24 protein-coding genes and 1 riboswitch are annotated in these 21690 nt (G+C 37.9%); of the genes, 20 read left to right on the top strand and 4 right to left on the bottom strand.

Features of this window, described 5'->3' with window-relative positions:
• Positions 1-183 precede the first annotated feature (183 nt).
• The 3 genes from C1726_RS03950 to C1726_RS03940 all read left to right on the top strand — a co-directional run bounded on the left by C1726_RS03950 (position 184) and on the right by C1726_RS03940 (position 3842).
• Positions 184-1929 (top strand): phospho-sugar mutase, encoded by a 1746-nt coding sequence (locus tag C1726_RS03950; RefSeq protein WP_102271980.1) that lies wholly within the window; start codon positions 184-186, stop codon positions 1927-1929.
• Positions 1930-2072: 143 nt separating this feature from the next.
• The gene (locus C1726_RS03945) at positions 2073-3188 is read left to right on the top strand and encodes a GAF domain-containing sensor histidine kinase (RefSeq protein WP_102271979.1); all 1116 of its coding nucleotides are present in this window, start codon (positions 2073-2075) and stop codon (positions 3186-3188) included.
• A gap of 12 nt (positions 3189-3200) precedes the next feature.
• Entirely contained in the window at positions 3201-3842 is a 642-nt protein-coding gene (locus C1726_RS03940) for a response regulator (RefSeq protein WP_102271978.1), read from the top strand.
• Positions 3843-3914: 72 nt separating this feature from the next.
• Here the strand turns inward: C1726_RS03940 and C1726_RS03935 are convergent, their stop codons facing one another.
• Positions 3915-4166: a YhdB family protein gene (locus C1726_RS03935; protein WP_102271977.1), complete on the bottom strand. Its 252-nt coding sequence runs from the start codon at positions 4164-4166 to the stop codon at positions 3915-3917.
• 186 nt (positions 4167-4352) lie between these two features.
• Between C1726_RS03935 and C1726_RS03930 the strand changes: the two genes are divergently transcribed.
• The 9 genes from C1726_RS03930 to C1726_RS03890 all read left to right on the top strand — a co-directional run bounded on the left by C1726_RS03930 (position 4353) and on the right by C1726_RS03890 (position 12984).
• A complete protein-coding gene (locus tag C1726_RS03930) occupies positions 4353-4673 on the top strand; it encodes a DUF3889 domain-containing protein (protein WP_102271976.1) in 321 nt (106 codons plus the stop codon).
• A gap of 216 nt (positions 4674-4889) precedes the next feature.
• Entirely contained in the window at positions 4890-5585 is a 696-nt protein-coding gene (locus tag C1726_RS03925; RefSeq protein WP_102271975.1) for a response regulator transcription factor, read from the top strand.
• Positions 5582-6934 carry a sensor histidine kinase gene (locus tag C1726_RS03920; protein WP_102271974.1) on the top strand — a complete coding sequence of 451 codons (1353 nt, stop codon included), beginning with the start codon at positions 5582-5584 and terminating at the stop codon, positions 6932-6934. The genes C1726_RS03925 and C1726_RS03920 overlap by 4 nt, the downstream gene beginning before the upstream one ends.
• A gap of 63 nt (positions 6935-6997) precedes the next feature.
• Positions 6998-7564 (top strand): PepSY domain-containing protein, encoded by a 567-nt coding sequence (locus C1726_RS03915; protein ID WP_102271973.1) that lies wholly within the window; start codon positions 6998-7000, stop codon positions 7562-7564.
• A gap of 103 nt (positions 7565-7667) precedes the next feature.
• Positions 7668-8219 (top strand): PepSY domain-containing protein, encoded by a 552-nt coding sequence (locus C1726_RS03910; protein WP_102271972.1) that lies wholly within the window; start codon positions 7668-7670, stop codon positions 8217-8219.
• A gap of 93 nt (positions 8220-8312) precedes the next feature.
• Positions 8313-9227: a PucR family transcriptional regulator gene (locus C1726_RS03905; protein WP_102271971.1), complete on the top strand. Its 915-nt coding sequence runs from the start codon at positions 8313-8315 to the stop codon at positions 9225-9227.
• A 105-nt stretch (positions 9228-9332) separates the two neighbouring features.
• Positions 9333-10433 (top strand): ABC transporter ATP-binding protein, encoded by a 1101-nt coding sequence (locus tag C1726_RS03900; RefSeq protein ID WP_102271970.1) that lies wholly within the window; start codon positions 9333-9335, stop codon positions 10431-10433.
• A 63-nt stretch (positions 10434-10496) separates the two neighbouring features.
• Positions 10497-11468, top strand: coding sequence for a UDP-glucose 4-epimerase GalE (gene galE, locus C1726_RS03895; RefSeq protein ID WP_102271969.1), 972 nt, complete (start codon positions 10497-10499; stop codon positions 11466-11468).
• A 103-nt stretch (positions 11469-11571) separates the two neighbouring features.
• A complete protein-coding gene (locus C1726_RS03890; protein WP_102271968.1) occupies positions 11572-12984 on the top strand; it encodes a SpoVR family protein in 1413 nt (470 codons plus the stop codon).
• A gap of 43 nt (positions 12985-13027) precedes the next feature.
• On the opposite strand, the gene C1726_RS03885 is transcribed toward C1726_RS03890, so the two are convergent.
• Positions 13028-13360, bottom strand: a complete 333-nt coding sequence (locus tag C1726_RS03885) for a winged helix-turn-helix transcriptional regulator (RefSeq protein ID WP_102271967.1) — start codon at positions 13358-13360, stop codon at positions 13028-13030.
• Positions 13361-13495: 135 nt separating this feature from the next.
• Between C1726_RS03885 and C1726_RS03880 the strand changes: the two genes are divergently transcribed.
• From C1726_RS03880 to C1726_RS03870, 4 genes are all read left to right on the top strand, one after another.
• The gene (locus C1726_RS03880) at positions 13496-14347 is read left to right on the top strand and encodes a VOC family protein (protein ID WP_102271966.1); all 852 of its coding nucleotides are present in this window, start codon (positions 13496-13498) and stop codon (positions 14345-14347) included.
• Between the two features lie 169 nt (positions 14348-14516).
• Positions 14517-14690 (top strand): hypothetical protein, encoded by a 174-nt coding sequence (locus tag C1726_RS26065; protein ID WP_180968089.1) that lies wholly within the window; start codon positions 14517-14519, stop codon positions 14688-14690.
• Between the two features lie 199 nt (positions 14691-14889).
• Positions 14890-15234 carry a hypothetical protein gene (locus C1726_RS03875; protein ID WP_102271965.1) on the top strand — a complete coding sequence of 115 codons (345 nt, stop codon included), beginning with the start codon at positions 14890-14892 and terminating at the stop codon, positions 15232-15234.
• Entirely contained in the window at positions 15221-15859 is a 639-nt protein-coding gene (locus C1726_RS03870; protein WP_102271964.1) for an O-methyltransferase, read from the top strand. Before C1726_RS03875 ends, C1726_RS03870 begins: the two co-directional genes overlap by 14 nt.
• A 47-nt stretch (positions 15860-15906) precedes the next feature.
• On the opposite strand, the gene C1726_RS03865 is transcribed toward C1726_RS03870, so the two are convergent.
• Complete coding sequence (locus C1726_RS03865; protein ID WP_102271963.1) at positions 15907-16773, bottom strand: YitT family protein; 867 nt, start codon at positions 16771-16773, stop codon at positions 15907-15909.
• A 185-nt stretch (positions 16774-16958) separates the two neighbouring features.
• Here C1726_RS03865 and C1726_RS03860 point away from each other — a divergent pair, with 185 nt between their 5' ends.
• Entirely contained in the window at positions 16959-17471 is a 513-nt protein-coding gene (locus C1726_RS03860) for a hypothetical protein (protein ID WP_216629059.1), read from the top strand.
• Positions 17472-17508: 37 nt separating this feature from the next.
• On the opposite strand, the gene C1726_RS03855 is transcribed toward C1726_RS03860, so the two are convergent.
• Positions 17509-18405: a YitT family protein gene (locus tag C1726_RS03855; RefSeq protein ID WP_102271961.1), complete on the bottom strand. Its 897-nt coding sequence runs from the start codon at positions 18403-18405 to the stop codon at positions 17509-17511.
• Between the two features lie 240 nt (positions 18406-18645).
• Between C1726_RS03855 and C1726_RS03850 the strand changes: the two genes are divergently transcribed.
• The 3 genes from C1726_RS03850 to C1726_RS03840 all read left to right on the top strand — a co-directional run bounded on the left by C1726_RS03850 (position 18646) and on the right by C1726_RS03840 (position 21607).
• Positions 18646-19041 carry a response regulator gene (locus tag C1726_RS03850; protein ID WP_180968088.1) on the top strand — a complete coding sequence of 132 codons (396 nt, stop codon included), beginning with the start codon at positions 18646-18648 and terminating at the stop codon, positions 19039-19041.
• On the top strand, positions 19034-19960 hold the full coding sequence (locus C1726_RS03845) for a hypothetical protein (protein ID WP_102271959.1): 927 nt from the start codon (positions 19034-19036) through the stop codon (positions 19958-19960). The genes C1726_RS03850 and C1726_RS03845 overlap by 8 nt, the downstream gene beginning before the upstream one ends.
• A 114-nt stretch (positions 19961-20074) precedes the next feature.
• Positions 20075-20176: riboswitch (purine riboswitch) on the top strand.
• A gap of 135 nt (positions 20177-20311) precedes the next feature.
• Positions 20312-21607, top strand: coding sequence for an NCS2 family permease (locus tag C1726_RS03840; protein ID WP_102271958.1), 1296 nt, complete (start codon positions 20312-20314; stop codon positions 21605-21607).
• The last annotated feature ends 83 nt before the right edge of the window (positions 21608-21690 follow it).

Here is a 21690-nt window from a genome sequence, read left to right as displayed (position 1 = left end):
TTATGACCTACTGTTCTGCCTTTGTAAATCTACATTATCACAAAATCCCTGTTTGTTCTGAGTTTCGTCATAGTTTTGACATTCATTGTTACAAATAATATCGTAAGGAATAGATGAATACAATGTAAAGCAGGGGAAATAGAAACATATGAAGAAGTATGTAAGGAGTTTGGAGGGATGTATATGAGTTGGAAAATGAAAGCTGAGCGCTGGATTATGCACAACCAAATGGATAAAGATTTATTGTCAGAGCTTCAAAAGCTGCAAATGGATGAAAAAAAGCTTGAGGATGCTTTTTATAAAGATTTAGAATTCGGCACTGGCGGGATGCGTGGGGAAATCGGAGCCGGTACGAACAGGATGAATATTTACACAGTGAGAAAAGCTTCTGCTGGGCTAGCAGCGTACATTGAAGAATCAGGAACCAATGCTATGAAACGGGGGGTTGTCATTGCCTATGATTCACGGCATATGTCTTTTGAATTCGCAATGGAAGCAGCAAAAACGTTAGCGACAAGAGGGATTCAGACGTATGTATTCGATGAACTTAGACCGACTCCTGAGCTATCTTTTGCAGTACGCTATTTGCAAGCTTTTTCGGGAATTGTTATCACGGCAAGCCATAATCCGCCTGAATATAATGGCTATAAAGTATATGCATCAGATGGAGCCCAGCTGCCGCCATCGATTGCCGATCTTGTGATTTCCAAAGTGAATGAAATTGAAAATGAGCTCCTGATTGATGTTGATGAAGAAGACGTGCTGAAAGAGCAAGGCTTGATTAAAATGATCGGGGAAGAAGTTGACAGCAAGTACATAGAGAAGCTTGTAACGATTTCAGAAAATCCAACTCTTAGTGCGGAGGTGGACCTTTCAATCGTCTTTACTCCATTGCATGGAACTGCGAACAAGCCTGTAAGGGCTGCGTTTCAGGCTTTAAATTATCAGAATGTAAAAATTGTTAAAGAGCAGGAGCTCCCAGACCCAGAGTTTTCTACGGTAGAAAGCCCAAACCCAGAGGAGAAATCCGCCTTCAAACTCGCTATAAAAGCTGGGAAAGAATCCAATGCAGATTTGTTAATTGCAACAGATCCTGATGCAGATAGATTGGGGATTGCTGTAAAAGATCAAAGTGGGGAATATGTTCTGCTGACAGGAAATCAAACAGGGGCGCTGCTGCTGCATTATCTTTTGACACAGAAAAAAGAAAAAAATGCTCTTCCAAAAAAAGGAGTGGTCCTCAAAACAATTGTTACCTCTGAATTAGGAAGAAAAATTGCCGCTTCCTTTGGAGTGGACACTGTAGATGTTTTAACTGGTTTTAAATTTATTGCTGAGAAAATGAAAGAGTATGATGAAACTGGTGAATACACCTTTTTGTTTGGGTATGAAGAAAGCTATGGGTATTTAATTGGTGATTTTGCCAGAGATAAGGATGCTGTGCAAGCCGCCGCATTAGCAGCGGAGGCAGCCGCTTTTTACAAAAAAAGGGGAATGTCCTTATATGATGCCTTAATAGCGATCTATAAACAATATGGCTGCTATCTTGAAGGACTTCGTTCTTTGACGTTAAAAGGAAAAGAGGGAGCTGAGCTTATTAAGCAAACGCTAGCTTCATTCCGTGAGACCCCTCTTAAACAGCTTGGGGAATTAAAGGTAGTTGCTGTCGAAGACTACCTATCTGGGATTCGAAAAGAAAGTGATGGGCAAGAACAGGTCATTCGTTTGCCAAAATCAAATGTCATTAAGTATATTTTTGAGGATGAAACATGGATTTGTATGCGTCCATCGGGAACAGAGCCAAAAATTAAATTTTATTTCGGCATTAATAGTCCATCGTTAGAAGACAGCAAGCAAAAGCTAGCAGCAATAGAGAATGATTTCATGAAAATCATTAATGAAAAAATAGAATCATTATCCATAAATTAGAATGAAGTCATAACACCGAAGAGGGGATCTCTTCGGTGTTTTTTTACAACTTTAGTCGTAAGGAATCTCATCCTATTTTCTAACGATTGTTTATTTGAAAAGTACTATAATAGGAAGAAGAATTAGTTTTTGGAGGAGAAACGGTGGAAAAACGTCATTCTGAAATCCGAATATTAAAGGAAATTGCGGAATTATTAAATGAAGGAACCGAAGTAAAAGGACTATTGTCAGAGGTGCTGGCAAAATTGCTTCATGTGACAGGTTTAACTAGTGGATGGATTTTTCTAATCGAGCCTGATGGGAGCTATATGCTAGCAGCAAAAGAAAACCTTCCTCCAGCTCTCTCTCGTAATGAATATAAACCGATGTGTACGGGGGATTGCTGGTGTATTGACCGCTACAATAATGGCAGACTTCATAAGGCAATCAATATTATTGAATGTAAAAGAATTGAAGCTGCTCTTCTAGAAAAAAGAAATGACACGAACGGTTTAACCCATCACGCAACTGTGCCGCTAAGGGCAGGCGATGAAAAATTTGGCATTCTCAATGTAGGTGCACCAAACAAGACCCATTTTGAACCAGAGGAGCTTGCCTTGCTGGAGTCAATTGCCTTTCAAATTGGTACGGCACTCAAACGAATAAAGCTAACGGAGGTTGAACAAGAAACAGCTCTCACAGCAGAAAGAAATCGATTAGCAAGGGATCTTCATGATTCAGTTAATCAGCTGCTATTTTCATTAAGCTTAACAGCCAGGGGCGGAGCTGAAATGGCCAAAGAAGCAGATATGAAAGAAACCTTTTTGTATATTCAAGATTTAGCACAGGAAGCTCTAAGTGAAATGAGAGCATTAATTTGGCAGCTTCGTCCGAGAGGCTTGGAACATGGACTTACTAGTGCTTTAATCGGTTATGGGGAGATGCTAGGCCTCAAGCTGGAAACAGAAGTAAACGGAGTGATCTCCCTTCCAGGAAAAGTGGAGGAAGCACTGTGGAGAATTGGTCAAGAAGCATTGGCAAATTGCAAAAAGCATTCTGGTCAAACAACTGTTCATTTAAGTCTTTCAATAGAAAGACATAAGGTAATCATGGCGGTCTCTGATGAGGGCTCTGGATTTAATTATGATGGGCAGCCAGGGCGAATTCCATCGCTCGGTTTAAAAAGTATGAAGGACCGCACAGAAAGCTTGGATGGTGAGTTTATCCTGCAAAGCTCCCCGCAGCATGGAACAAAAATTTTGATTACCATTCCAATATAAGGGGGTGTATGGATGACTATTCGTATTCTTATTGCTGATGATCATCATGTCGTAAGGCGGGGATTAGCCTTTTTTCTGAAGACGCAGCAGGATATTGATATTATTGGCGAGGCAAGGGATGGAAAAGAGGCAGTAGAAATGACAATGAGGCTCCTGCCGGATATTGTATTAATGGATTTAGAAATGCCTAATATGAATGGTATAGAAGCAACACGTGCAATAAAACAAGGCTGTCCAGATGTGAAGATCATGATGTTGACGAGTTTCTCAGACCAGGACCATGTGATTCCAGCTATTGAAGCCGGTGCTTCTGGCTATCAATTGAAGGATATTGAACCAGACGAGCTTGTACGTGCCATCATTCATTTGAAAAATGGTGAAAACCAATTGCATCCTAAGGCGACTTCCCATCTTCTCTCGCATCTAACAGCAAAAAGCAGTGAAGAAAGAAAACCTTTAGAGGGGTTAACAAAAAGAGAGTTAGAAGTGCTGAAGGAAATCGCCAAAGGAAAAAGCAATAAAGAAATTGCGGCAGATTTATTCATTACTGAAAAAACAGTGAAAACACATGTCTCAAATGTTCTTTCAAAGCTGGAATTAGCTGATCGTACGCAGGCGGCACTATATGCTGTCCGAAATGGGTTAACAAAATAATGGTTTTATAAATTTAAAAACACGATCCCTTTGTTTGGATCGTGCTTTTTATTGGTGGAATTCTATTTATCATCAAGGGAAATTGGAGATGGTTTCCAGCACTTCAGTTTCATTGAATTCATTCGCATGGTCGATGTATCTGAGTAAAGAATATAAATGTTTTTCAAGGACAGAGTAATCCTTTTCAAAATGATAAGCATGCAGGAAATGTTCAATTTTTTTTGAAAGAAATTGATCCTCTGTTCTTACCATTAAAATTAATAAATTGTCCCATTCAGATCGGTGAGTGTAGAATAAAGCTCGGTCATAATCCAACTTATTCATTGTCCTTTCCTCCTCTTTCAGGAGTTGATTATAGTTTGCGGTTCTTCGTGAGGAAATTGCACTGTAAATGTTGGACATGTTGAATTGAGTGGGTTTTCAACTTTTACCTTGAATAATGACCGAATGAATAATATTAGAAAAGTCGCGGAAAATAGGGATAATCACAATTGTTACTGGAGGGATAGAATGAAAAAGCACTTGTTAGTTTTTATTATGATAAGTTTATTTATGAGTGCATGGACCTTATCAGCTGCAGCAAGTGAAAAACCAGATTATGAAAAATACGGAAGAATTGCAACGTCCGTTGTGAAAGAGGATTTCCCTGGGCAAGATGTTGTTGAATATCAATATACAGGCAGGCAAAAAATATCTGCAACAGATGTGACAGATTCATTCACATTCCAAGTAAATGAGAACGGAAAGCCGATCACCTTAATTGTGAAAGTCACCCATAGTCTTGATAATAGAAAAACACTTAGTTTAACCGTAGAGGAGAAAAGAGGGTAAGAGAGGGATAAAACCTCTCTTGTCCTCTTTTTGTGTAAAAAATACATGATCGGTCTGATTAATTGAACATGTCTTTATGCACGAAGTAATAACCAGTGATGTGAAATTAGGCAGACCGGCATTTATCGAATAAAATAACTGTACATAATGAATTTCTCTAAGATTTCTGCTACTCTTGTTTTAACATGATTGGACGTAAGAGAAGGAGAGATCAAGTTGGCCAAAGAGTCTATTTTAGTTGTAGAGGATGAAGAAAAAATTGCCAGGCTGCTGGAAATCGAGCTGGATTATGAGGGCTATCAAGTGACTAAGGCAATGGATGGATTGGATGCTTTGGCATTCTATCGATCACAAAAATGGGATTTAATCTTATTGGATGTGATGCTTCCTGGATTAAGCGGAATTGAGCTGCTGAGGCGTATTCGTGCGCATGATTCCCATACGCCCGTTCTTTTATTGACAGCAAAAAGCTCAGTTGAGGATAAGGTTTCTGGACTTGATCTTGGAGCGAATGATTATATTACAAAGCCATTTCAAATTGAAGAGCTGCTGGCTAGAGTTCGAGCAGCCTTAAGATTTAAGGGAAAAGAGCAAATGGAAGAAGAAAGCGATTGGCTGACAATAGCTGATTTAAGATTGAATGAAAAAACAAGAGAAGTTGTTAGAGGAGAAGATTCTATAGAGCTTACTCCAAGGGAATTTGATCTCCTCGTGTATTTCATGCATAACAAGCGGCAAGTGCTGAATCGTGATCAAATCATCGAAGCAGTGTGGGGATATGATTTTTTAGGCGATACAAATGTGGTTGATGTGTATATTCGCTACGTTAGGAAAAAGATAGATACTCCAAATAAGCCGGCACTTATTCATACCATTCGCGGGGTTGGATATGTGTTAAAGGAAGCAAAATGAAGCTGCGCAATAAGATTAATTTATATACAGCGGTACTGTTTTCTGTTTTGCTGCTCTTAATGAATCTGTCTATTTATTTTCTATTTAGTAATTTGATCCTTGAAAGTGAAACAAGTGATGTAAAAGAAGAAACAGAAAAAATAGCAGAAGTGTTTAATCAATCAACAACGATGGCTGAAGAAGGTGAATTTTTGCGTGCCTATGTTCCTATTGATGGCATGATAAGAATTATAAAGCCGGATAGACAAGGTACCTTGACAACTGCTTCGCCAACTGAAATCGAATTAAGTAAAGAGGATGCAATCTATTATTCCGGTGAAGTAAGCAAAAGGCTGACGATTAATCAGCGGGCATATGCTTTCGCCTCAATGCCAATCATCCTATCTGATGGCAATGTGGCCAATTTGCAAATGACGAAAAATATGGAAAGGGCCATTGAAAATTTAAAAATTCTGCGAATTGTACTTATAACTGTCACATTAATTGCACTCATTCCTGTTTTTATTTCAAGCCGTGTGCTAAGTGATTTATTGATCAAGCCAGTGACGTCAATGATAAAAACAATGACGGAAATCAAGCAAAGCGGTCAATTTAAAAGGCTTCCTCTTGAAGAAAAATCAAAGGATGAACTTCATGAAATGGGCGAAACGTTTAATCATATGATTGACTTGCTGGAAACAAACTTTGAGAAGCAAAAGCAATTTGTATCCAATGCCTCACATGAGCTGAAAACACCATTAACTGTTATTGAAAGTTATGCAAGCTTGTTAAAACGCAGAGGAATACAGGAACCAGAGCTTTTTGCGGAGTCGATTGAGGCTATTCATTCTGAAGCGATTCGGATGAGGGATATGACTGAGCAGCTACTATTGCTTGCCAAACATAACGAACAATGGAATTTGTATTTGTCGGAAGTAAATATATACGAATTCCTTAAACAAACCCTTCATGCTTTTCAAAATGCCTATAATCGGAAAATTATATTTAATAATGAATTACAGCCGTCTCTTATGGTGGATACAGATGAACAGAAGCTAAAGCAGCTGATGTATATTTTCCTTGATAATGCTAGGAAATATAGTGATCAGGCGATAACTGTCACAGCAATGATAAAAGATGATCAAGTATTTATTCAAATTAGAGATCAGGGGATTGGCATTCATAAGGATGAATTGCCGAAGGTGTTCGACCGTTTTTATCGAGTGGATAAGGCTAGAAACAGAAAGAGCGGGGGATCAGGTTTAGGGCTTTCACTGGCAAAGGAGCTTAGTGAGGTTCTGGACATTAAAATAGATCTTGAAAGCAGAGAAAGCGTCGGTACAACAGTCACACTTTATTTCAAAAAATAGGCGATTTCTCAGCAAATTCTCATTATTATGTAAGAAAATATAGGTGTAAAGTGAGGTGTAATAATGAGAAAAAAGCTTTGGCTCTGGATTGCGGGCAGTGTCATATTGCTTGCATTACTATTTATAGGATTACAGCAATGGGGGAGAGTAACCACTTCGGCCGAATCTATGTCCCAAGAAGAGGCAGAAGATCTTGTTGAAAAAAGATACAAAGGTGAAATCACAAAAATAGAACAAAAAAATGACAATTATATCATTGAAATGGATAGGAAACAGATTATCTATGAAATAAAGCTAAATGCTTCAAATGGGGAAGTACTGTCTTTTTCGAAAATCGGCAGCAGCAAGAAGGAGAATGAGAAAGAACCAACAGAGGAAAAATCTAATCAAGAGGTTCAACAAGAAATAGTAGAGGGTGGGGAGCAGCAAACGTCCCAGCTTCTAACGGAATCAGCTGTGAAGGAAATAGCTTTGAAACAAGTGAAAGGAACAGTTGATGATATCGATTTGGAATCCTCAGGAGATCTCACTTATTATCTTGTTGAGATAGAGACGGCTGATGACAGGGAAGCTGTAGTTTCAATCCATGCTAGCACAGGAAAAATACTCTCGGTCTCTTTTGATGATTAAGTGTTTCTCATTAAATTCTAATCTTTCTTTCCTTTTCTTCTAATATTTGCGGGGTATATTGTAGATGTAGCAAAGAAAGAGGAAAATAAGGGAGGAAATAAAGATGAAAAAGTTATTAATAGGTGGAGTTGCCGCAGCATTGCTTGTAGGAGGCACTGTTGCAGTAAGTGCAGCTAAAAAAGAGCCAATTGTTAATGAAGGGAAAATGATTACCGCTCAGGATGCAGAAAAAATAGCGTTAACAAAAGCAGAAGGCAAGGTTGAAAGCGTAGAGCTAGAAAATCGATTCGGACAGCGTTATTTTGATGTGGATATTGAAAATGGAAAGATCGATTATGATATTCATATCGATGCATACAGCGGGGATGTCCTAAAAGTGAAAGAACAAATGGATATGGATGATGATTGGGATAATGACTGGGATGATGATAATTTTGATGAGAAAATAAATACATCAAACAAAAATCTCCTCTCCACTGAGAAAGCCATCAAAATTGCAGAAAAAACAGTGAATGGCAAAGTAATAGAAATGGATAAAGATGAAGATGATGGCAGAATGATTTACGAGTTTGAGCTAAAGACAAACAAAGGAAAAGTAGATCTTGAGCTGGACGCAATTACTGGAGATGTATTGAATGTGGAATATGATGATTAATAATTGCTTAAGCAGGAGACATGAAAGCTCCTGCTTTTTTTATTTTTAATATAAAATAGAATTGTCAAATAATAAAAATAAAGTGGGGATCGCATGCTGGAGAAACTAAAAGGGTATTATCAAACGGCCTTTACTGAACAAATTAATCCAGATGACAATGATAAATTTTGGTTTCAAATGGAGAATGGCCATACATTTGGAATAACTAAAACTGCCCTTACTAATGGTGAATTAAACCTTTTAAATCATTTATTCACTTCCATTGATTTTCTTGCAGAAAGAATATTTAACTCTCGCATAAAGCAGGAATGGCATGAATTTTTATTTGAACATACAAATGTTCTTCCGGCTTCAGGCGAAATTGAAGCAGTACGAATATTTTATTTTTTCCTAAAGTCCCCTCTAGAGGACCCGAATAGTTTTGAAGAAGCAATTATCGGGGGTTTTGGTCAACCGGTCCTTTTTTGGCAGAGCCGTACACATGGATTTATTGTGGACCAACAGCCTCAAGGAGCTTTCACTAAAAAGGAATTTAATCAATTAATTGATACATTAATAAGTGATTTTTTTGTTGAAATTCACGGGTATATAGGGCAATTGAATAAATTCGATCTTTCATTAAAAGAGAAATTCACTTACGAATGTCAATGTATGGAGGTTATTCATCAGCGTACAAATCAAGAAAAAGTAATAACTTTTTATGAAGGATTCCCATTGTTGCTCATTGAATCACCTACACTAGCAGATCCACGTATTTTATCGGACTATTTGGTTGAAAGTGTACAGGAACAAGAAATGCTTCATACCCTTCAAGTATTTTTCCAAAATAATTTAAATGCTTCTGTAACAGCGAAAAAGCTGTATATTCACCGAAATAGTCTGCAATACCGATTGGATAAATTTATTGAAAAAACAGGAATTGATATTCGTTCTTTTTCCAATGCCACTTTTGTCATGCTAGCAATCTTTATGATTGATAAAAGTAATTCGGTTGTACAGAATGCCTAATTGGCATTCAGAATTTTTTGTGCAATTTGCATATTTACATACTCTGCCAATGATCATTAAACTAAAAACAATTGATAATATTCAAAAAATGAGGGAGGGAGCAAAATGGCTGAATTAAAACTGCAGCACATTTATAAAAAATATGATAATAAGGTAACAGCAGTAAAAGACTTTAATCTTGAAATTGAGGACAAGGAATTTATTGTTTTTGTTGGCCCTTCAGGCTGTGGGAAATCGACTACTTTACGAATGGTTGCGGGACTTGAGGAAATTTCTGAAGGGGATCTTTTCATTAATGGAGTGCGTATGAATGATGTCCCGCCAAAGGACCGAGATATTGCAATGGTATTTCAAAACTATGCTCTTTATCCGCATATGACTGTCTATGATAATATGGCATTTGGACTTAAGCTTCGTAAGTTTCCTAAATCCGAAATCAATAGCCGTGTAAATGAAGCTGCACGTATTCTAGGACTTGAAGAATATTTAAACCGTAAACCAAAGGCACTATCTGGAGGACAGCGCCAGCGGGTAGCATTAGGACGTGCAATCGTTCGTGATGCAAAGGTCTTTCTAATGGATGAGCCATTATCAAATTTAGATGCGAAGCTGCGCGTACAAATGCGAGCTGAGATTACAAAGCTTCACCATCGTTTACAAACGACAACTATATATGTTACGCATGATCAAACAGAGGCAATGACAATGGCTTCAAGGCTTGTCGTCATGAAGGATGGAATTATTCAGCAAGTGGGAACGCCTAAAGAAGTTTACGAAACACCTGAAAATGCTTTTGTGGGCGGCTTTATTGGTTCACCAGCGATGAACTTCTTTAAGGGGACTCTATCAGATGGGAAAATAAATATCGGGAAGGCTTCGATTACTATCCCAGAAGGGAAAATGCAATATTTACGTGAACAAGGGTATGTAAACAAAGAAATAATGATGGGGATTCGTCCAGAGGATATTCATGATGAGCCAATATTCATTGAGTCTTCTCAAGGCTCTAGAATTGATGTGAAAATAGAAGTGGCTGAGTTAATGGGTGCAGAAACCATGCTCTATTCCCAAGTAGAGGACCAGCAATTTATCGCTCGTATCGATGCCCGTACGGAAGTAAAAACAGGACAAATGATTACATTAGCATTAGACATGAATAAGGCTCACTTCTTTGATAATGAAACGGAATATCGTATTCGACCGTAGAATTCGGTAAAGAAAACAAGATTCCATTCTTATATAAAACAATGCAGCTGAGGAGAGATAAACTTGATTCTTGTTGTTGGCGGTGCTGGCTATATAGGCAGTCATCTAGTTAAGGAATTGGCAGAAAACGAAGAGGTCATAGTTCTTGATAATCTATCAACAGGACACCGAGAGGCAGTGGATTCCCGAGCTATATTTGTTGAAGGAGATATTGGAAACGAAGAAGTGCTGCAAATGATCTTCAAAAGCTACCCAATCAGTGCTGTTATGCACTTTGCAGCCTATAGTCTAGTTGGCGAATCCGTGATTGATCCGCTCAAATACTACGAAAATAACGTGGCTTCTACGTTAAAACTGTTAAAAGCAATGTTAAATAATCATGTGAAAAATTTTATATTCTCATCAACAGCAGCAGTATATGGAATTCCGGCTGTTGAAATGATTGACGAGAAAACAGCGACATCACCGATTAATCCGTATGGACATTCTAAATTATTGATTGAACAGATTCTAGCAGATTTTAAAAATGCATATGGATTAAATTATATCATTTTGCGTTATTTTAATGCAGCAGGTGCCCACGAATCTGCTAAGATTGGCGAGAGCCATAATCCTGAGACACACTTAATTCCAATCATTCTTCAGCATTTATTGGGCCATCGAGATAAAGTTTCCATTTTCGGTTCAGACTATAAAACACCAGATGGCACATGTATTCGTGATTATATTCATGTAAATGATTTAGCAAGTGCCCATATTCTTGCACTGAAAGCTCTGTTAGCAAAGGAAAAAGAAGCAGAAGTATATAATCTTGGCAATGGGCATGGTTTTTCTGTAAAAGAAGTGCTTGAGACATGTGAAAAGGTAACAGGGCTAAAAGCGAAGGTTGAGATGGCTGACCGGCGTGCGGGGGATCCAGCAAGACTTGTAGCCTCTTCACAAAAGATCTTTTCAGAGCTTGTGTGGGAGGCAGAACGGAATTTAGAACAAATTATTTCTGATGCTTGGGAATGGCATCGGAATCAATTATATTAAGGCAATACCGTATCGAGTATTTCTAGAGAAGTTTATCCTCATGATACATCATTCCCGCCTTTTTCTCATAGATTGTGATAAGACGAAAAAGGGGGAGTAGTGAATGCGTGAAGACGATAGGAATGCCCTAAATTATGCGATTCAAGAAATTACAGAAATTGCTACCGGCTTCGGTTTAGATTTTTACCCGATGCGTTATGAAATTTGTCCTGCAGATATCATCTATACATTCGGTGCGTACGGAATGCCAACGCGTTTTTCCCACTGGAGCTTTGGCAAGCAGTTTCATAAAATGAAGCTTCACTATGATCTTGGGCTCTCAAAAATTTATGAGCTCGTTATTAATTCAAATCCTTGCTATGCCTTTTTGCTCGATTCTAATGCGTTAATTCAGAATAAATTAATCGTAGCCCATGTCTTGGCTCATTGTGATTTCTTCAAAAACAATGTGCGTTTTCAAAACACGAAACGCGATATGGTAGAAAGCATGGCTGCCACAGCGGAACGCATCAGGCAATACGAAATCGAGCATGGAAAAAAAGAAGTGGAAACGTTTCTTGATGCCGTTTTAGCAATTGAAGAGCATATTGATCCTTCCCTTATGAGACCAAAGCTTGCTTGGAATTTAAGTGATGATGAATTCGAGGAAAAAGAAACAACAGCCTCCTCTCCATATGATGATTTATGGAGTTTGGATGACAGAAACAAACCGAAGCCTGTGAGAAAAAAGAATAAGAAATTCCCTCCACAGCCAGAAAAAGATTTACTATTATTTATTGAAAGCTATAGCAGAGAATTAGCTGATTGGCAGCGAGATATATTAACGATGATGAGAGAGGAAATGCTGTATTTTTGGCCGCAGCTGGAAACAAAAATTATGAATGAAGGCTGGGCGTCTTATTGGCATCAGCGAATCTTGCGTGAAATGGATTTAACAAGCGGCGAGGCACTTGAGTTTGCAAAGTTAAATGCAGGGGTTGTTCAGCCATCAAGAACGAGCATTAACCCATATTATCTTGGTTTAAAAATCTTCGAGGATATTGAAGAACGATATGACAACCCGACGGAAGAGATGAAAAGACGAGGGGTGGAACCAGGATCTGGGCGTGAAAAAATGTTTGAGGTTCGCGAAATTGAATCAGACATTTCTTTTTTGCGAAATTATTTAACGAAAGACCTTGTTTTGCGTGAGGATATGTATTTGTTTCAGAAACAAGGCAAGGACTATAAAGTAGTTGATAAACAATGGGAAAATGTTCGTGATCAGCTTGTAAGTATGCGTGTCAATGGCGGCTTCCCTTATTTAACGGTGAATGACGGCGATTATCTGAAAAATGGCGAGCTGTACTTAAAGCATTGGTTTGAAGGGATCGAATTAGACTTGAAATATTTAGAAAAGGTCCTTCCGTATGTCCAGCAGCTCTGGGGCAGAAGTGTTCACATGGAAACTATTGTTGAAGGGAAAAATATGCTGTTTACGTATGATGGGAAGAGCATTCATAGGAAGTATCTATAATTCTTAAAAAAAGCAATGGAGAGGATTGGCTCCATTGCTTTTTTTATTTTTCGGAATCAGCATCAACCGGATCTAGCCAAGTCTGAGACCATTTTTCAATATCCTTCATTAGCGGCTCTAATGATAATCCTTTATCTGTCAATGAGTATTCAATACGGACAGGTGTTTCTGGAAACACTTCTCGTTTCACAATTCCCTCTTGTTCTAAATCCTTAAGCCGTTCAGAAAGGACTCTTCCGCTTATCCCAATGGCAGCTTCTATTGTGCTGAAACGCTGAGGTCCATTTAACAGCTGATAGATGACCAAGCCGGTCCATCTTTGACTAATAATGCTCATTGCCTTTTCAAATCTTGGGCAAATAAGAGATTTATTCATCTTGCATCACTCCTTCTTACATTATAACCTCCATTACAGTAAATAATAAAGTTACTTGACATATTCGATTTACAAAAATATAATTACTTACATAAAGTAACTAACTTACATTCTTAATTATAAGGAGATAATCATATGAATTTTCATCGTGAACCTCATATTTTTGTACCTCATGTTTATTTAAAGGTAGCTGACCTGCAGCGTTCGATCCTTTTTTATCAACAGGTCATTGGCTTTCAAATTTTAGAGCAAGCAGGGAAAATAGCAAGTTTAACAGCAGACGGAAAAACACCGTTACTAACAATCGAGCAGCCAGAAATTTTTCACCCGAAACAGCCGCGGACAACAGGACTATATCATTTTGCCCTTTTGCTCCCTTCTCGTTCGGACTTAGCCAATGTGATTGAACACTTTATTAAAATAGGCTATCCATTACAGGGAGCTTCTGACCATCTGGTCAGTGAAGCCCTATATTTAGCTGACCCAGATGGGAATGGTATTGAAATCTATGCGGACCGCCCATCATCAACATGGACATGGAGAAATGAAGAGGTTGTGATGGCAACTGAACGTTTGGATATTGAAAGTATTCTTGCTGAAGGGGATGGGAGACCATGGGCGGGGCTGCCTTCTAATACTGTAATGGGACATATCCATTTACATGTATCAGATTTAAACAAAGCAGAGGAATTTTATTGCAAAGGGCTTGGGTTTGATATTGTAACGAGATATGGCGGACAGGCATTGTTTATTTCTACTGGGCGCTATCATCACCATATCGGTTTGAATACGTGGAATGGAGTGGGTGCCCCAGCTCCATCAGAGAATAGTGTTGGCATGAAGAATTTTACACTTGTCTATCCGAATGAGGATGCCAGAAAGCATGCAGTTGCCAGCTTAGAAAAAATCGGTGCGGCTGTTATTCTGGAAAATGGTCATTTCATTACGTCAGATCCTTCAGGGAATCAAATACTGCTTAGCTTATAAAAAATAGTTCATTTTACACGATCTCCTTAAAATGTTATTTTAACAAATGGGGGGAATTGATATGAACATTACGAACGAAGCCCGCGACTTGCTTAAGCAAGTATTGCAGGATCAAAACTCTGCGGGTATACGAATTTACTTTGCAGGCTTTGGCTGAGGCGGTCCACAAATGGGGATGGCTCTGGATGAGCCTGTGGCAGAAGATATAGTAGTCATAATCAATGAAATACGAGTGGCAATTGATCCGCAGCTGAAAGATGATGTGAAGAATCTAGTCATTGAGTATGATCCCGGCAGAAATGCGATTGTACTTAGCGGAAATGAAAGTGAATGCGGGAATTAATTTTGTTATTAAAACAGTCCGATTTCACATGAAATGAGTAATTCTATCTTTTTTCTAAAAAAATAATAAGCAAATGTAAAACCTCTATCTTTTTGTGATAGAGGTTTTACTTTTATATTGACGATTTGTATACATTTGTATACAATCAGTAGTGTAACTTGGTGTATACGAATGTATACAAAGAGAGGAGCATTACCATATGAGACATGAAAAATTATTAAAAGAAGGACGCCATCGAGGGGAACGTTCCAGAGGAAGAGAACATCATTCGCATCAGCACGGTCCCAAAACCTTCCGCCGAGGAAGAGCGATTGCCTTTTTGGAAATGATGAATCTCAAGAGAGATACTATTAAGCAGCAGTTAGAAAAGCCTGAGTTTCAATCGATCAATCCCATTCTTGTCGGTGAATTAAAAGCGATTGATATGGTAATCAACGAATTTAAGCAGTTGTTTGAACTGCGCGAAAATGAAGCAGCTGAAATGGTCAGTAAAGAGTCTGCAGATCATGAGGAGGAGGGAGGACATTTGAATGAAACAAATTAATATGTATCTCGATTCATTGTTTTATGATCAAGATCCAGTTTTGGAGGAAGTTCTTACATCCATCAAAGAAAATGGCATGCGCAACATTTCTGTTTCACCTGCTTCCGGAAAACTGTTAACCATGCTGGTGTCACTTTCAGGGGCAAATAATGTCCTGGAAATAGGAGCACTAGGAGGATATAGCGGGATTTGCCTAGCCAAAGGCATTGGAGCGGAAGGAAAGTTAACTTCTCTGGAATTAGATGAAAACTTCGCAAAACTGGCATACAGCAATCTATCTAAAGCAGGCTTTGGTGAGCAAGTATCCTATATGACCGGTGCTGCTTTGCAAAGCCTTGAAAAATTAGTTGAGGATCAGAAACGATTTGACTTTTTCTTTATTGATGCTGACAAAGAAAACTATGAGAATTATTTGCAGGTTTGCATTAGACTGGCTGAATCAGGTGCATTAATTGTTGCTGATAACGTTCTTGCAGGAGGCAGTGTAGCGGACGAAGAGGCTCAACTTAAACGTCACACGGAAATAATGAAGAAATTCAACGAAATGGTAGCTAATCATCCTCAATTAGAAACGATTCTTGTTCCAATTGGTGATGGGATGACCGTTTCTAGAGTTAAGAAATAAAGAGTTAAAAAACGAAAATGCTTAGAGCGTAAACTCCAAGCATTTTTTTAGTGTATTGCAGATTTAAACTTGCTTCCATGTGCTTCCTGCGTATCCATAATCGTTGTAAAGGCATTTGTATCAATCTCACCAATGATCGTTTTCAGTTTTGAGATTTCTAATCGAGTAACGACGACATAAATAACTTCTTTTTCGTTATCTTTAAATCCGCCCTTCCCCTTTAGTTTTGTCACTGTTCGCCCTAAGCGATCAATAATAGCGTCGGAAATTTCTTCATAATGGTCTGAAACGATGATGACTGCTTTTGTATCACCCTCTAGCCCCTGGACGACGGAATCAATCATTTTGGAAGCAATATAATAGGTAATGATTGAATACATTGCTTGCTCCCAGCCTAAAACAAAGCCTGCCCAGCCAAATACAAATACATTAAAAAACATGACAAATTCTCCAATTGAAAACGGCAGCTTCTTTGTCAATAGAATACCTAGTATTTCCGTTCCGTCTAAAGCACCGCCATGACGGATAACCATGCCAACCCCTGTTCCTAATAATAATCCGCCAAATACAGTTGCTAATAACGGTTCGGTTGTAAAGGGAGAAATATGATGCAATTGAGGTTCAATAATTGCTAGTGCCACAATACCGAAAAGAGAGGAAAAGGCAAAGTTTTTTCCGATATTTTTATATCCTGAGTAGATAAAAGGGATATTAAATACGAAGACAAGGATCCCAAAACTAATATCTGTCAGATGATTAATAAGGAGGGAGATTCCGATAATTCCGCCATCAATAATTGAATTTGGGATTAAAAAAAGTTCAATTGCCAGTGCTGCAAGCGTTGCGCCGATTAGCAGCATAATGTAACGATAAATAATATGCAGCTTACTTTCCGATCGATGTTTCTTTTCCATCTTTCACCATCCTAATTTTTGACTCGAAAAAAATAATACCGTTTTGAACCTGTTTTTTCAAATGATAACCCTTAGGTAGTATGTAGTTTTCCATTATTTTAAGAAAATAACAGGAGCATGTGAATATTTTTCTTAATTACTGGAAAAATACAGTCCGAGGTGATTATTTGAAGGTAATGAAGTATATGTTCGTTTTAAATTTCCTCTTGATTACAATTGGCAGCAGTTCTGTCTTTGCGCAAGAGGAAAACAAGCTGGAGATTGATTGTGAACGAAAAAAAGATATCCGCAATAAGGAATATAATGAACAGGTAATGGAAGATATATTTTCTAGCTTCGGTCATAAGTATGAAGAAATTATTGATCAGAGTATGTATTTAACGATGATTGACTTAATGAAATATACAGTTCTTACTGGAAAACAGGTTAAGCAGCTTGAGAGTTTAAAGGATCATGTAAGCGGAGAGGCAATTGGGGAAAAGAGAATTTATTTCTTCCATGGGGATCCGAATACGGCATATATTTTTTATAAAGAAAAAAGCAGTAATAATATAGTTATCCATTTAAAACGTGAAGAAAATAAATGGATTATTCTAGATAAGCAAGTTAAAAAGGGAAAGAAGATCAAATATATCCAGGAAAAATGTGAAGATGATTACTTTATGAAGAGGATGTTTCATAATTTATATCCAGAATAGCTAAAGGTGCCGCAATGTTTCGGCACCTTTTTATCTGTTAATGAATTGATTTCTTCTTAAATCTGCCGCCCCTGACTTCCGAAATATTAGCTACAGCTAAAAAGGCATTCGGATCCAGTTCTTCAACAATTGATTTTAATTTTGCTTCTTCCAGCCTGGTGATTACACAGAAAATAACTTTTTTATCATCACCGGTATATGCACCTTCTCCGTTTAAATAGGTGACACCCCGGCCAAGCCTTGCCAAAATGGCATCGCCAATTAATTTATGCTCTTCACTAATGATCCAGGCAGACTTTGATTCATCAAGTCCTTGGATAACCACATCTATCGTCTTGAAAGCAATAAAATAGGCAAGCACTGAATACATCGCTCGATTCCAGCCAAAGACAAAACCAGCGGAAGCGAAGATGAAAATATTAAAAAACATAATAATTTCTCCTACTGAAAAGGGGAGCTTTTTGTTCACGATAATGGCAAGAATTTCAGTCCCATCGAGGGAACCTCCATAACGGATAACGATTCCAACGCCAGTTCCTAGAATGATTCCGCCAAATACAGTTGCTAAGAGGGGATCTTTTGTAAACACCGGAACATCGTGAAGAAGAATGGTAGAAACAGAAAGGACCGCAATTCCTAATAAGGTGGACAAGGCGAAGGTCTTGCCGATCTGTTTGTATCCAATATAGAAGAAGGGGATATTTAAAATGAAGATAAATATGCCAAGCTTTACATGTGTTAAATGAGACAAAATAATAGAAATGCCTACAATCCCGCCATCTAATATTTTGTTAGGCACTAAGAACTCCTCAATTCCTACGCCCATTAAAATAGACCCAAGAATAATAAAGAAGATGCTCTTTACTAGCTTTGTTTTTGTTAAGCCTTTATGAACGGTTTGGATGACAGTGTGTTCTGTTGATGGTTCAATCATATATAGTTTCCCCCAATTGCTTACTTTTGGATGACAAGAAATACTCTTGTCATTTTTATACTCATTTATTCCTTCTATTATAACATTTTTTCAACTATTTCTTAAAAAGGGAAGCTTAGGAAATGTCAAAAATATCACAAAAATAATAGTAAAAAGGTAATATGTTTTTGTTTATAGAAGGAATTTTGTAATAATATGCAGAACTTTTAACCTATATACAAAAAATAGGAGTTATGAATGATGCAAAAGCAATTAAATGTATTAATTTGTGATGACTCTGCCCTTATTAGAAAGAAGCTGAAAAATATATTAGAAGTTTGTAAATGCGGCACGATAGAGGAAGCGGAAGATGGACTTGCTGCCATCCAAAAGGCTAAGGAAATGAAGCCAGATTTGATTTTCATGGACATTGTCATGCCGGGCAAGGATGGAATGGAAGCTTTAGAAGAGATCATGGACGAAGACCCTAGTTTGAAGGTCGTTATGGCTTCATCTGCTGGAACACAGTCCCATTTGAAAAAAGCACTTGATCTGGGTGCATATGATTTTATTCAGAAGCCGATCACTTTAGAAGCTGTAACAGCCATCATTGAAAAGGTGATGAAAGGGGAAAAGGGGGAGAGCACACATGTTTAGTCAATATTTTGGGCATTATTTATTAAACAATGGGCTGCTTACTGCCGATCAGCTTAAAACTGCACTTGACCTTCAAAAAACAACACATGTGAAATTCGGTGTCATTGCTGTTGATGAAGGCTTGCTAACTTTTAAACAAGTGGAAGAAATTCATGAAAAGCAAAAGCAGCAGGATAAACGATTCGGAGAAATTGCAGTGGACCTTGGGTTTCTATCGAATGAACAAGTAGAACACATGTTATCATCACAAAAGAAAAATCATTTATTGCTGGCACAGGCAGTTGTTGATCAAAATTATCTATCGATTGAAGAATTTACCAATGCCCTTAACGAGTACAAGAGAATACATAGTTTGTCAGATGAAAAATTTGAAGCCATTAAGACCGGGGATGTTGATGCAATCGTTGATAGCTTCATTCATATGAATCATCTAGAAAAAGAAAGATTTGCTGAATATATATCTTTATTTGTAAAAAATATTGTTCGGTTTATCGATGATGAAGTGTTTGTAGAAGCAAGCGAGGCTAATCATATAGAAGCGAAATGGCTCGTTTCTCAAGAAATAACAGGGAAAAAACCATTATGGTCTGCGATTGCTGCTGAAGAAAAAGTGTTTTTAGAAATTGCCTCCGTATTTGCTGAGGAGGAATTAACAGAAGCAGATGATCTAGCCCAAGCATCAGTCAGTGAGTTTTTAAATTTACATAATGGTATTTTCTTAGTGAATATGTCAAACAAAGGAACGGAATTACAGATGAAACCACAAAAGGTAAATCATGATTCTGCCATTTCTGTTCTTAAGGAAAATAGTATATGTGTTACCATCCACACTTCAAAAGGAAAGTTTCAGCTAATTCTTTCTCACCTGCCAGAAAAAGTGGTTATATCTGAAAAATCAATAGAAAATCAAACTGTATAATTCATGAGAAGGCTGCCCATAACTTGGGCAGCTTTTCTTATTGCGAAAATTTAAATAAACGAAATAAATATTAAAATTGACTGTTGATTTTGCCTTTGCTAAAATGATGAACATTATATTAGACTCATATTTACCTGTATATGTTCAGTAATATGGACTGGACGTTTCTACCGAGCTGCCGTAAATAGCTTGACTACATGGGAAAAGTGTATTGTTATTCTATTAAACTAGAAAGCAATCCATTCTCTTATGTAATATTTGGCAGCTTCGCTTATAGCGAAGCTTTTTTATTTATGGCACTTTGGTAAATACTAGTATCAGGAAGCCATTTTTATGTAAGGGGATACTTCAATGTCACAATTTTTTCAGTTCCAGCAAAGAGGGACAACGTATAAGCAAGAAACGATCGCTGGATTTACAACTTTTTTATCTATGGCCTATATATTAATTGTAAATCCAATTATTTTAAGCCAAGCAGGCATGGATAAAGGGGCTGTTTTTACTGCGACAGCCTTATCCATTATTATTGGATCTTTATTCATTGGCTTATTAGCAAATTACCCGATTGGCATTGGTCCAAGTATGGGCTTGAACTCTTTCTTTACCTTTTCCGTGTGCATCGGGATGGGCATCCCATGGCAGACTGCATTAACAGGAGTTTTTGTATCTGGTATTCTATTTGTCATCCTGAGCCTGCTTAAAATCCGCGAAAAAATCATCAATGTGATTCCAAAGGATTTAAAGCATGCGATTGGGGCTGGAATTGGGTTTTTTATTGCTTTTATTGGATTGAAGAATGCAGGCATCGTTATGGGAAGCGAAGCGACATTCGTATCGCTCGGTAATTTAAAGGCACCTGCAACGTTACTTGCCATTTTTTGTTTTATCCTAACGATTATTTTAATGGTGAGAAACATAAAAGGGGCTATTTTCTTGGGGATGGCTATTTCCTCCATCATTGGAATGCTTGTAGGAGTGATTGAAACACCTGAAAAAATGATCGGGGCTATTCCAAGCATGGCGCCTACATTTGGTGAAGTTTTTTCACATCTTGATCAAATCTTTACACCTGAAATGATTGCAGTCATATTTACTTTTTTATTTGTTGCTTTTTTTGATACAGCTGGTGCTCTGATTGCCATTGCAAGCCAGGCTGGGCTAATGAAGAATAATGAGATTCCTAACGCGGGGAAGGCACTGCTTGCAGATTCAAGTGCAACTGTAGTTGGAGCAGTTTTAGGAACTTCTACAACAGCAGCGATGATTGAATCAAATGCCGGGATTGCAGCTGGCGGGAGAACAGGATTTACCTCTATTATTATCTCTGCTTGTTTTGCAGTTGCGCTATTCTTTTCACCATTACTAGGTGTCGTTACTGCTGAAGTAACTTCACCTGCTCTCATTATTGTCGGTGCTTTAATGGCAATGGAAGTAAAGCAAATAGACTGGAGCAAGCTTGAAATTGCCGTTCCCGCATTTGTAACAATCTTAATGATGCCATTAACATATAGTGTGGCAACGGGCATTGCGCTAGGGTTTATTCTCTACCCTGTTACGATGCTTGCTTTAGGAAAAGTTAAAGCTATTCATCCAATTATGTATGGTTTATGTATTGCGTTCATTGCTTATTTTATCTATTTATCCTAATGGGTAAGGCTGTCCAGCCTCTGGACAGCCTTTTAGTATAGTGAAAATCATCGCGTTGGATGTAATCGTAGTTTGAAGTGAAA

This window comes from Cytobacillus massiliigabonensis, from assembly GCF_900199725.1.
Lineage (GTDB): Bacteria > Bacillota > Bacilli > Bacillales > Cytobacillaceae > Cytobacillus > Cytobacillus massiliigabonensis.
The sequence above is the reverse complement of the archived record's forward strand: the minus strand, read 5'-3'. Positions and strand labels throughout refer to the sequence as shown.